Here is a 10,511-nt window from a genome sequence, read left to right as displayed (position 1 = left end):
CCTGGTAGCCGTACCCGCCCTGCTGCGGGTACGCCGACGGCACCGGCTGCCCGTACTGGTCGTACTGCTGCGGCTGTTGCTGCTGCGGGGCCTGCTGCTCGTACGGCTGGTACTGCTGCTGCTCCTGGTAGCCGTACCCGCCCTGCTGCGGGTACGCCGACGGCACCGGCTGCCCGTACTGGTCGTACTGCTGCGGCTGTTGCTGCTGCGGGGCCTGCTCCTGGTAGGGCTGGTACTGCTGGTACTGGCCGGTGGACCAGTCGTCCTGGCCGCCCGTGCGCTCGCTCATGCGCCTACCTCGCTCCGCTCGCTCATGCGCCCGCCCCTCCGGGATTCAGATCCGGTGCGGCGCGTAGAGCGCACGCTTGTCGATGTAGCGGACCACGCCGTCCGGGACGAGGTACCAGACCGGCTCGCCCTTGGCGACCCGGTTGCGGCAGTCCGTGGAGGAGATGGCCAGGGCCGGGACCTCCACCAGGGAGACCCCGCCCACCGGAAGCCCGGCGTCCGAAAGAGTGTGCCCCGGGCGGGTACAGCCGATGAAGTGCGCGAGCGAGAAAAGCTCGTCGGAGTCCCGCCAGGAGAGGATCTGGGCAAGCGCGTCGGCACCGGTGATGAAGAAGAGGTCGGCGTCCGGGTGCAGTGCGTGCAGGTCGCGCAGGGTGTCGACGGTGTACGTCGGACCCTCGCGGTCGATGTCGATCCGGCTGACCGAGAACTGCGGGTTCTCCGCGGTGGCGATGACCGTCATCAGGTAGCGGTCCTCGGCCGGGGTGACATGGCGGTCGCTCTTCTGCCACGGCTGCCCGGTCGGCACGAAGATCACCTCATCGAGGTGGAACGCGCTCGCCACCTCACTGGCGGCGACCAGGTGCCCGTGGTGGATCGGGTCGAAGGTGCCACCCATGACGCCGAGGCGCTTCTTCACCGGTACCGGTCCGCCGGGATTCCCGGCCTGCTCTCCCATGGCGCCACACCTTACGCGACACGCGTTACGGTGCGGGAACGCCCGGGTGGGGGCCGCCCCGGACACGCGCGAGGGAGCGGCCGGCACTCACACCGGACGCTCCCCTGGCCACCACCGGGACGGCTCGGCGGGACTCAGCGGTCCCGGTTGAAGCGGGTGGTGACGTAGAGCAGCAGCAGCAGGATGAACAGCGCGGCGCCGCCCGTCAGGTACGGGTTGAGGCTCTCGTGGTTGCCCCCCTCGCCCTCGGAGGCGAGCAGGTTCAGAACGGGAAGTGCGGCGGCAGTGTTCATGGTCGGCGGGACCTTCTCGGCTCGGGTGACGGACCAGGGTGTCGGGCCGGTGAGGGCCCCACCCGCCATCGTACGGGTGGTTACACGGCAACCGCTCGGCGGCCCACCGCGTCTGATCAGGCGTGAGCCGGGTGCCCGGCGGGGGTGTGCTCAGTTGTTGCGGCCGGCCCTCAGCAGGATCCAGGCGAGCAGTCCGACGCCCACGAAGGAGGCCACCACGATGATGCGCAGGAACAGCCCCGGGCCGTCCTCCGTGGAGATCGGGCCGGCCAGGCTGACAAGGGCGTCGGTGGACATCTGCGGGCTCCTCGAACTGCTCGGTACCGCGGCCAGGTCTGGTCTCGGCTATCCAGGACATTCAGGGTAGACCGGCTTCACATCCGCGCCGCCCACCGCCCCCTGCGGCGCGGCCCGCACCGCGCGTAGGGTGGCCGCGGGGACGAGTACGCAACCACGGACGTTGCACAGACAGTCGTTGCAGACGAAGAGCAGCGGGGGCCGGCCAGCGGCCGGGGCCGCCGTCGAGCAGGAGGTACTCACACCATGACCGATACGACCGAGAAGACCCCGAGCCGGCGCCGCCAGCGCTTCCCGGAGATCTCCACCCGGGCCTGGGAGCACCCCGCGGACCGCTCCGCCCTGGTCGCGCTGCGCAAGCTGACCGGCTTCGACGACGTGCTCAGGAAGCTCGCCGGTCTGGTCTCCGAGCGTTCGATCCGGCTGATGTTCCTGGCCACCGCCGTGAAGACGTCCGAGCGCCAGTTCCCCGAGCTCTACAACATGGTGCGCGACGCCGGCTACGTGCTCGACCTGGAGCGGATCCCGGACCTCTACGTCACCCAGGACCCGACGGTCAACGCGTACTGCATCGGCATCGACACCCCGATCATCGTGGTCACCAGCGGCCTGGTCGAGCTGCTGGACGAGGAGGAGCTGCGCTCGGTCATCGGCCATGAGGTCGGTCACGCGATGTCCGGCCACGCGGTCTACCGGACGATGCTGCTGATCCTCACCAACATCGCCACCCGGATCGCCTGGGTGCCGCTCGGCAACCTGGCGATCATGGCGATCGTCACCGCGCTCAAGGAGTGGTTCCGCAAGGCCGAGCTCTCCAGCGACCGGGCCGGCCTGCTCGCCGGGCAGGACCTCCAGGCGTCCATGCGGGCCCTGATGAAGCTGGCCGGTGGCCACAACCTCGCCGAGATGAACGTCGACGCCTTCCTGGAGCAGGCCGCGGAGTACGACAAGGCCGGCGACCTGCGCGACGGCGTGCTGAAGCTGCTCCAGGTGCTGCCGCAGAGCCACCCCTTCGCGGTGGTACGGGTCGCCCAGCTGAAGAAGTGGTCGGAGAGCGACGAGTACCGCTCGATCCTGGCGGGCGCCTACCCGCGCCGCGGCGAGGACCCGGAGACCTCGGTCGGCGACCAGTGGAGGGCCGCCGCCGACCACTACACCACCTCGGTGAAGGAGAGCAAGGACCCGCTGATGGGCCTGATCCGCGATGTCGCCGGCGGCGCCGCGACCGTCGGCGGCAAGCTCCGCGACACCTTCACCGGCGCCTCGCGCGGCAACGGATCCACCGGCGGCCCGACCCGCGACGACGACTGACCCCACCGGTACCGCCCCGGCGGACGGCTCCCGGCTCCCCGCCGGGGGCCGTCGGCGGGCCCGGGGAGCGGTCAGCCTCCCGCCAGCACCCCGCAGACCTGCCAGGCGGGCTGGGCGTGGTTGCCCGGGTCGATCCCGGGCGGGGCGGGCACCGAGGTGCCGCCCGCCGTGGCGAGCACCGGCTGGAGGAACCCGGCCATCGAGCCGGTGCACGGGGCCGGACCGGCCTGGAGCACCGAGTCCACCAGCCGCAGCTGGGTGGCGGCCAGGTCGACCCGGTCGAAGTCGAACGTCAGCTGCCGCCGGACGGTCTCCAGGGTGACCGGTGCGCCGCTCGACGCGCCGGCCGGCTTCAGCGCGTAGACGAAGGTGTGGTCGGTGGCGATCTGCAGCGTGCCGCTGTCCGCCTCGTCGATCCGCATCGCGCCCGCGACCTTGACGGTGCCCGAGGCCAGCGCGACCTGGCCGGGGTCGAAGCGGACCAGCCAGCCGGTCAGCGCGTGGTGCCGGTCGTCGGCCGGCTGGGCCACGCTCGTATCGAACTGGGCCTGCTCACCCGGGGTGACGAAGGCCCGCACATCGCCGGTCGCCCCCTGGATCAGGGCCGCGGGCGCCAGCGAGGAGGCGACCAGATAGCGCTGGACGGTGTCGAGCGCCTTGGTCACCTCGGCCTTGCTGAAGTGCTCGGTGGCCGCTCCGGCGGGCGTCCCGAGACCGATCGCGCCGTCGCTGTAGCCGGGCGGCAACGAGGCGAAGGGGCCGGCCGGGTCGGCGACCGGCCTGACCGCCGAAGCCGGGCTCAACGCCACCAGACTGGTGGTCAGTTGACTGCCCGAGGGCTGGGCCGACTGCCGTTCGGGCGAGCTGATGCCGAAGTACACCGCGGCCGCGAAGGCCACCAGGATGAGCAGCAGCAGGGCGAGCGCCTGCCGGGGCACGGTGCCCAGCGGGCCGAGCCGTACGCGCGGGCGGGTGGCCCGGCCGAAGGAGCCGGCCAGCCGCTCCCGGGCGGAGAGCTCCTGGATCCGGGCAGCCCGGACGAAGGATTCGTCGAAGACGACGGACCGGTACTCGTCCTCATTTCCGGAACCACCGTCGGGCGCACCCTCCGGAGGCTCTCGCGGGTCACCCATAACACCAGGGTAAGCCGCACCCCGGCCCCGCCACGAGAGTCCTGCCACAGATTCCCGGGGCCGCTCCGTGACCGCCCGGAGCGCCCCCGTACGGCCCCGGGCACACCGGCCCCCGGCTCCGCCGGATCAGCGGCTCAGCCCGCCGGAGCGGTGACCACGAGCGACGGTTCGGCCGGCGAGGGCACCGGATCGGCCCCCACACTGCTGTTGCCGGACTCGGGCCGGGGCGCCGGTCCTCCGTCGGCCCCGCCCACGCCCTGGTAGACCGCCGCGACGGCCACCGCGACCAGGCTCACGCCCATGATCACGGCGAGCACCCAGGCCACCGGCCGGTGCCAGCGCTGCTGGGCGACATAGCGCCCGCGCCCGGCCCGGACCGGGTCGTAGACGCCGCTCCGGCCCCACCGGCGCCCGGTCGCCCGGCCGGGCGCCGACCACGGGTCGGGATAGAGGCGGTCGTCGTCCAGCCCGCTCGGGTGCGGGCGCAGCTCCAGCGGCAACCCGTCACCGGCCGGAATGTCATAGCCCCAGCCCGGTCCCACCGTGTCCGGCTCGAACCGGGCCTCGGCGGCGGCGAGCTGCCGCTCCTTGGCCGTCGGCTCGTGCACGGCGGCGGACCGCACGAAGGCCTCATCGAAGACCACGGTGGCGAACTCGTCGTCCGCACCACCGTGGTCGGCGCCGTCGGGGTACGGCGAGCCCCCCACATCGTCAGCCACGGATTCAGCGTATTACCGGGCGGCCGTTTTGTCTGTGGCTCCTCCCAGTTGGTTCGTCACCCGTGTGAAGCGAGCCGTCCCGGGCGCGCTCAGCCGGCGTCGGCGGCCCCGCCCACGGTCTGCGTCGCCTCGCCCCGGACATGCCCGTCACCGGTGACGATGTACTTGGTGCTGGTCAGCTCGGGCAGGCCCATCGGGCCGCGGGCGTGCAGCTTCTGGGTGGAGATGCCGATCTCGGCACCGAAGCCGAACTCACCGCCGTCGGTGAACCGGGTGGACGCGTTGACGGCCACCGTGGTCGCGTCGACCAGTTGCGTGAAGCGGCGGGCGGCCGCCTGCGAGGTGGTGACGATCGCCTCGGTGTGGCCGGAGGACCAGCGGCGGATGTGCTCGACGGCGGCGTCCAGCGAGGGCACCACGGCGGCCGCCAGGTCGTAGGAGAGGTATTCCGTCCCCCAGTCCTCCTCGGTGGCCGGCACCACCGTCACCGCCGTGCCCTCGGCGGCCTTGAGCACCGCGTCGTCGCCGTGCACGGTCACCCCGGCCTCGGCGAGCGCGGCCAGCGCCAACGGCAGGAAGGCGTCCGCGACGTCCTGGTGGACCAGCAGCGTCTCGGCCGAGTTGCAGACGCTGACCCGCTGGGCCTTGGAGTTCAGCAGGATGCCGACGGCCATCGCGAGGTCGGTCCGGGCGTCCACGTAGACATGGCAGTTGCCGGTGCCGGTCTCGATCACCGGGACGGTCGAGCCCTCGACCACGGTCCGGATCAACGAGGCGCCGCCGCGCGGGATCAGCACGTCCACCAGACCGCGGGCGCGCATCAGCTCCCGCACCGAGTCCCGGCTCTCACCGGGGACGAGCTGGATCGCGTCGGCGGGCAGCCCGGCCGCCTCGACCGCGTCGCGCAACACCGTGATCAGCGCGGTGTTGGAGCGGTAGGCGGAGGCCGAGCCGCGCAGCAGCACGGCGTTGCCGGACTTCAGGCAGAGCGCGGCGGCGTCCACCGTGACGTTGGGACGGGCCTCGTAGATGATGCCGACGACGCCGAGCGGCACCCGTACCTGGCGCACGTCCAGACCGTTGGGCAGGGTGTAGCCGCGCACCACCTCGCCGACCGGATCGGGCAGCCCGGCCACGTCGCGGACGTCGGAGGCGATCGCGGCGATCCGCTCGTGGTCGAGGGTCAGCCGGTCGACCACCGACTCGGCGGTGCCGGCCGCGCGGGCCCGCGCGACGTCCTCGGCGTTGGCGGCGGTGATCTCGGCGCTGCGGGCCACCAGGGCGTCCGCGATCGCCAGCAGCGCGGTGTCCTTCGCCCGGCGCGGCAGCGGGGCGAGCGCGGCGGCGGCCTCCCGGGCTCGGCGCGCTACGGCGAGGACGGGGCTGTCGGCGGTGGCGAGGTCGCTGGTCATGTGCCAAGGGTAGCGACTGCGCGGGCGGCGTCCGGCGGGCATTTCGCCCGGTGAGACGGCGCCCGCGGCAGGGCGGCTCAGTACGGGTGGACCCCGCCCAGGTGCGGGGGCGGATCGCCGAAGCCCTCGGCCACCCGCTTGTGGTACGTCGCGCGGTCGACCACCTCCAGGCCGACGATCTCCCACGCCGGCAGGCTCGCCGTCACCTTGTGCTCGCCCCACAGCCGCAGCGCGATCGCCGCCGCGTCGTGCAGGTCCCGCGCCTGCTCCCAGTAGCGGATCTCGGCGTGGTCGGCGGCGTAGCGGGCGGTCAGGAAGAACGAGTGGTCGTGCGCCAGCCGCTCCAGCCCGGCCCGCAGCTCCGACAGCGGGGTGACCTGCCCGGCGACGCTCAGCACCACGTGCCAGAGCCGGGCCTGCTCGGGCACCGTGGGCGGGTCGCCCGCGTCCCGCCGGTCCGGCCGCAGCCTGCGCACCCCGCCGGGCCCCTGCGGCGGCGGGCCTGACGGCCCGGCTGGGCCGTCGCCACCGCGTCCGCCGTCGATGCTGGTCAGCCGCCGGCCCGCCGTCCCTCCGGTCAGCGCTGCCTCGCGCCTGCGTTCCACCGGCGGCCTCCTGTTCGGCGATGTCGTGTCGTCGTACCCGCCGGCCCGGCCCGACGCGTAAGGCTGCGCGCCTCCCCGCCCGCGGCCGGGCGTGAACCCGTGCGGAGTGGCCCGCCGCCCGCGCTGGCCGGTCAGCCGCGCAGGACGACCAGGTCGTCGCGGTGAACGACCTCACGCTCGTACGCGGCGCCGAACTCCTGGGCCAGGTCTCGGGTGGACCGGCCGAGCAGGCGGGGCAACTCCCTCGCATCAAAGTTGACCAGTCCGCGCGCCACGATGTGGCCGTTTTCACCAAGAAGGTCCACCGGATCACCCGCGGCGAACTCCCCGTCGACCTTGGTGACCCCGGCCGGCAGCAGCGAGGCGCCACCGGAGACCACCGCCGCGACCGCGCCCTCGTCCAGGTGCAGGGCGCCGCGCGGGCTGCTCGCGTGGGCCAGCCAGAGCAGCCGGTCGGAGGAGCGGCTGCCGGTGCGCAGGAACAGCGTGCCGGTGGGCCGGCCGGCCAGCGCGTCGGCGGCGTGGCTGGCGGCGGTGAGCACCACCGGGATGCCCGCGCCGGTGGCGATCCGGGCCGCCTCGACCTTGGTGACCATGCCGCCGGTGCCGACACCGGCCTTGCCCGCGCTGCCGATCTGGATGCCGTCCAGGTCGTGCGGTCCGGCCACCTGGGCGATCCGGCTGGTGCCGGGGCGGCTCGGGTCGCCGTCGTAGAGGCCGTCCACGTCGGAGAGCAGCACCAGCAGGTCGGCCCGGACCAGATGGGCGACCAGCGCGGCCAGCCGGTCGTTGTCACCGAACTTGATTTCGGCGGTGGCGACGGTGTCGTTCTCGTTGACGATCGGCATCGCGCCCATCGCCAGCAGCTGGTCGAGCGTCCGGTAGGCGTTGCGGTAGTGGGCCCGGCGGCTGGCGTCCTCGGCGGTCAGCAGCACCTGGCCGACCCGGATGCCGTACCGCGCGAAGGAGGCGGTGTAGCGGGCGACCAGCAGGCCCTGCCCGACGCTGGCGGCGGCCTGCTGGCGGGCGAGGTCCTTGGGCCGCCCGTCCAGGCCGAGCGGGGCGAGGCCCGCCGCGATGGCGCCGGAGGAGACCAGGACCACCTCGGGCGCCTCCGCCCGGGTGCGCACCTTGGCCAGCGCGTCCACCAGGGCGTCGACCCGGTCGGCGTCCAGGCCGCCGGCGGCGGTGGTGAGTGAGGAGGAACCGACCTTCACGACGATCCGCCGCGCGGTCAGCACCTCGTCCCGCAGTGAGTCCTCGCTCATCTCGCTGTACGCCCTTCCGGTGTGGTGCGGGTACGACGGGCCCCGGGCCCGGCCGTTACCCCCGCAATCTACGCGACCGGCGCACCCCGCCCGCAGGTCATGTCACCCGCTGGACGGGCCGCCCGGCGACCGCCCGGCCCGCGGCGGACCGGCCTGCCCGGCCAAGTTCCGTGCCGTCCCGGCGAAGTGACGTTTCACCAGACCGAACGCGGCGCGGCCCCCGCCTCCCTTGCGGGTGGCGGGGGCCGCGTCGAACCGCCGGCTCAGCTGTCCTCGTCGTCGCCCTCGATGGCGGCCTGGCGGCCGCTGGAGAGCGCCTCGAAGGCGAGGAACTCGGCCTCGGCCGCGTCCTTGCCCTTCTGCTTGTCACGGCGGCGGTCGACGGCCGGACGCGGGCTCTCGAAGCGGTGGTCCTCACCGCGGCGGCCGAGCATCTCGGCACCGGCGGCCATGGTCGGCTCCCAGTCGAAGACGACGGCGTTCTCGTCCGGGCCGATGATGACGGTGTCGCCCTCCTGGGCGCCGACCTTCCACAGCTTCTCCTCGACACCGAGGCGGGCGAGCCGGTCGGCGAGGTAGCCGACGGCCTCGTCGTTGGAGAAGTCGGTCTGGCGGACCCAGCGCTCCGGCTTGCCGCCGCGGATGCGGTAGGCGCCGTCCTCCTCGGTGATGGTGAAGCCCGCGTCGTCCACGGCGGCGGGCCGCAGCACGATCCGGGTGGACTCCTCCACCGGCTTGGCGGCCCGGGCCTCGGCGACGATCTGCGCCATCGCGAAGCTCAGTTCGCGCAGGCCCTTGCGGGAGGCGGCGGACACCTCGAAGACGCGGTAGCCGCGCGCCTCCAAAGACTCGCGGGTGAGGTCGGCGATGTCCTGGCCGTCCGGCACGTCGATCTTGTTGAGCGCGACCAGGCGCGGCCGGTCGTCCAGACCGCCGTACTGGGCCAGCTCGGACTCGATGGTCTCCAGGTCGGTCAGCGGGTCACGGCCGGGCTCCAGCGTGGCGCAGTCCAGCACGTGCACCAGCACCGAACAGCGCTCGACGTGCCGCAGGAACTCCAGGCCGAGGCCGCGGCCCTGGCTGGCGCCGGGGATCAGACCGGGCACGTCGGCGACGGTGTAGACGGTCTCGCCCGCGGTGACCACGCCCAGGTTGGGGATCAGGGTCGTGAACGGGTAGTCCGCGATCTTCGGCTTGGCGGCCGAAAGCACCGAGATCAGCGAGGACTTGCCCGCGCTCGGGTACCCCACCAGGGCGACGTCGGCGACGGACTTGAGCTCCATGACGATGTCACGGGCCTCGCCGGGCTCGCCGAGCAGCGCGAAGCCGGGCGCCTTGCGGCGGGCCGAGGCCAGCGCCGCGTTGCCCAGGCCGCCGCGGCCGCCCGCGGCGGCGACGAAGCTGGTGCCGTGGCCGACCAGGTCGGCGAGGACGTTGCCCTCCCGGTCCAGCACCACGGTGCCGTCCGGCACCGGCAGCACCAGGTCGTGGCCGTCGGCTCCGGTGCGGTTGCCGCCCGCGCCGGGCTTGCCGTTGGTGGCCTTGCGCTTGGGCGAGTGGTGGTACTCGAGCAGGGTGGTGACCTGCGCGTCCACGATGAGGATGATGCTGCCGCCCTCACCGCCGTTGCCACCGTCCGGCCCGCCGAGCGGCTTGAACTTCTCTCGGTGCACGGAGGCGCAGCCGTGGCCCCCGTTACCCGCGGCGACGTGAAGCTCGACGCGGTCCACGAAGGTGGTCATGGGTGTGCCTCCAGTACGTGTACGACAAACGGTCTTTACCTGCTCTAAAGCATGAAGGGTGGACCGGAACATTCCGGCCCACCCTTCACTGTGAGTCTGGTGAGACTCAGGCCTCGGTGGCCACGATGTTGACGACCTTGCGGCCGCGGCGGGTGCCGAACTGCACGGCACCGGCGGTCAGCGCGAACAGGGTGTCGTCGCCACCGCGACCGACGCCCGCACCCGGGTGGAAGTGGGTGCCGCGCTGGCGGACGAGGATCTCGCCGGCGGAGACAACCTGGCCGCCGAAGCGCTTCACGCCGAGGCGCTGGGCGTTCGAGTCACGGCCGTTACGGGTAGAGCTTGCGCCCTTCTTGTGTGCCATCTCGCTATCCCCTTACTTGCTGACGGAGTCGATGCTCGTGATCCGCACAGCGGTGTGCTGCTGGCGGTGACCCTGGCGGCGACGGTAACCGGTCTTGTTCTTGTAGCGCAGGATGACGATCTTGTCGCCCTTGGTCTGGTCGACCACCTCGGCGTGAGCCTTCACGCCAGCGAGGACCCAGGGGTCGGAGGTGACAGCGTCACCGTCGACGATCAGGATGGTCGAGAGCTCGACCGAGTCACCCGGCTTGGCCTCAATACGGTCGATCTCCAGCACGTCGCCGACGGCGACCTTGTGCTGGCGGCCGCCTGCGCGAACGATCGCGTACATGCGGTACCTACTTTCCTACTCGGTCGGAACTCTCGATGCCAGCCACCTGGGTACGGACACAGGGGCCTCC

At 72.8% G+C, this 10,511-nt stretch carries 12 protein-coding genes and 1 pseudogene; 1 reads left to right on the top strand and 12 read right to left on the bottom strand.

Annotation, left to right across the window (positions count from 1 at the left end; genetic code table 11):
• From ACIQIB_RS29930 to ACIQIB_RS29915, 4 genes and pseudogenes are all read right to left on the bottom strand, one after another.
• Positions 1–289 (bottom strand): annotated as a pseudogene (locus ACIQIB_RS29930) (hypothetical protein); the annotation flags it as partial.
• Between the two features lie 45 nt (positions 290–334).
• Entirely contained in the window at positions 335–967 is a 633-nt protein-coding gene (gene nadD, locus ACIQIB_RS29925; RefSeq protein WP_363607531.1) for a nicotinate-nucleotide adenylyltransferase, read from the bottom strand.
• 134 nt (positions 968–1,101) lie between these two features.
• Positions 1,102–1,260, bottom strand: coding sequence for a hypothetical protein (locus ACIQIB_RS29920; RefSeq protein WP_400651971.1), 159 nt, complete (start codon positions 1,258–1,260; stop codon positions 1,102–1,104).
• Positions 1,261–1,410: 150 nt separating this feature from the next.
• Positions 1,411–1,557, bottom strand: a complete 147-nt coding sequence (locus ACIQIB_RS29915) for a hypothetical protein (RefSeq protein ID WP_363607533.1) — start codon at positions 1,555–1,557, stop codon at positions 1,411–1,413.
• A 246-nt stretch (positions 1,558–1,803) separates the two neighbouring features.
• Between ACIQIB_RS29915 and ACIQIB_RS29910 the strand changes: the two genes are divergently transcribed.
• Positions 1,804–2,868, top strand: coding sequence for a M48 family metallopeptidase (locus ACIQIB_RS29910; protein WP_363607534.1), 1,065 nt, complete (start codon positions 1,804–1,806; stop codon positions 2,866–2,868).
• Positions 2,869–2,939: 71 nt separating this feature from the next.
• Here ACIQIB_RS29910 and ACIQIB_RS29905 read toward each other — a convergent pair whose 3' ends face one another.
• The 8 genes from ACIQIB_RS29905 to rplU all read right to left on the bottom strand — a co-directional run bounded on the left by ACIQIB_RS29905 (position 2,940) and on the right by rplU (position 10,441).
• Entirely contained in the window at positions 2,940–4,001 is a 1,062-nt protein-coding gene (locus ACIQIB_RS29905; RefSeq protein WP_363607535.1) for a hypothetical protein, read from the bottom strand.
• A 134-nt stretch (positions 4,002–4,135) separates the two neighbouring features.
• Complete coding sequence (locus ACIQIB_RS29900; RefSeq protein ID WP_363607536.1) at positions 4,136–4,720, bottom strand: hypothetical protein; 585 nt, start codon at positions 4,718–4,720, stop codon at positions 4,136–4,138.
• Positions 4,721–4,809: 89 nt separating this feature from the next.
• Positions 4,810–6,132 (bottom strand): glutamate-5-semialdehyde dehydrogenase, encoded by a 1,323-nt coding sequence (locus ACIQIB_RS29895; RefSeq protein WP_363607537.1) that lies wholly within the window; start codon positions 6,130–6,132, stop codon positions 4,810–4,812.
• Between the two features lie 77 nt (positions 6,133–6,209).
• Complete coding sequence (locus ACIQIB_RS29890) at positions 6,210–6,737, bottom strand: hypothetical protein (protein ID WP_363607538.1); 528 nt, start codon at positions 6,735–6,737, stop codon at positions 6,210–6,212.
• Positions 6,738–6,868: 131 nt separating this feature from the next.
• Positions 6,869–8,005, bottom strand: coding sequence for a glutamate 5-kinase (gene proB / locus ACIQIB_RS29885; protein ID WP_363607539.1), 1,137 nt, complete (start codon positions 8,003–8,005; stop codon positions 6,869–6,871).
• Positions 8,006–8,268: 263 nt separating this feature from the next.
• Positions 8,269–9,747 carry a GTPase ObgE gene (gene obgE, locus ACIQIB_RS29880; RefSeq protein WP_363607540.1) on the bottom strand — a complete coding sequence of 493 codons (1,479 nt, stop codon included), beginning with the start codon at positions 9,745–9,747 and terminating at the stop codon, positions 8,269–8,271.
• Between the two features lie 106 nt (positions 9,748–9,853).
• The gene (gene rpmA / locus ACIQIB_RS29875; RefSeq protein WP_209416555.1) at positions 9,854–10,111 is read right to left on the bottom strand and encodes a 50S ribosomal protein L27; all 258 of its coding nucleotides are present in this window, start codon (positions 10,109–10,111) and stop codon (positions 9,854–9,856) included.
• 12 nt (positions 10,112–10,123) lie between these two features.
• Positions 10,124–10,441 carry a 50S ribosomal protein L21 gene (gene rplU / locus ACIQIB_RS29870; RefSeq protein ID WP_030058249.1) on the bottom strand — a complete coding sequence of 106 codons (318 nt, stop codon included), beginning with the start codon at positions 10,439–10,441 and terminating at the stop codon, positions 10,124–10,126.
• Positions 10,442–10,511: the final 70 nt, after the last annotated feature.

Source organism: Kitasatospora sp. NPDC092286, assembly GCF_044755565.1.
In the GTDB taxonomy this organism is placed as follows: domain Bacteria; phylum Actinomycetota; class Actinomycetes; order Streptomycetales; family Streptomycetaceae; genus Kitasatospora.
This window is presented reverse-complemented; position numbering and strand designations above follow the sequence as displayed.

Excerpts from the sequence above, each read along its gene's own strand:
- nadD (WP_363607531.1), bottom strand. The coding sequence starts at position 967 with ATGGGAGAGCAGGCCGGGAATCCCGGCGGACCGGTACCGGTGAAGAAG.
- ACIQIB_RS29920 (WP_400651971.1), bottom strand. The coding sequence starts at position 1,260 with ATGAACACTGCCGCCGCACTTCCCGTTCTGAACCTGCTCGCCTCCGAG.
- ACIQIB_RS29915 (WP_363607533.1), bottom strand. The coding sequence starts at position 1,557 with ATGTCCACCGACGCCCTTGTCAGCCTGGCCGGCCCGATCTCCACGGAG.
- ACIQIB_RS29910 (WP_363607534.1), top strand. The coding sequence starts at position 1,804 with ATGACCGATACGACCGAGAAGACCCCGAGCCGGCGCCGCCAGCGCTTC.
- ACIQIB_RS29905 (WP_363607535.1), bottom strand. The coding sequence starts at position 4,001 with ATGGGTGACCCGCGAGAGCCTCCGGAGGGTGCGCCCGACGGTGGTTCC.
- ACIQIB_RS29895 (WP_363607537.1), bottom strand. The coding sequence starts at position 6,132 with ATGACCAGCGACCTCGCCACCGCCGACAGCCCCGTCCTCGCCGTAGCG.
- proB (WP_363607539.1), bottom strand. The coding sequence starts at position 8,005 with ATGAGCGAGGACTCACTGCGGGACGAGGTGCTGACCGCGCGGCGGATC.
- obgE (WP_363607540.1), bottom strand. The coding sequence starts at position 9,747 with ATGACCACCTTCGTGGACCGCGTCGAGCTTCACGTCGCCGCGGGTAAC.
- rpmA (WP_209416555.1), bottom strand. The coding sequence starts at position 10,111 with ATGGCACACAAGAAGGGCGCAAGCTCTACCCGTAACGGCCGTGACTCG.
- rplU (WP_030058249.1), bottom strand. The coding sequence starts at position 10,441 with ATGTACGCGATCGTTCGCGCAGGCGGCCGCCAGCACAAGGTCGCCGTC.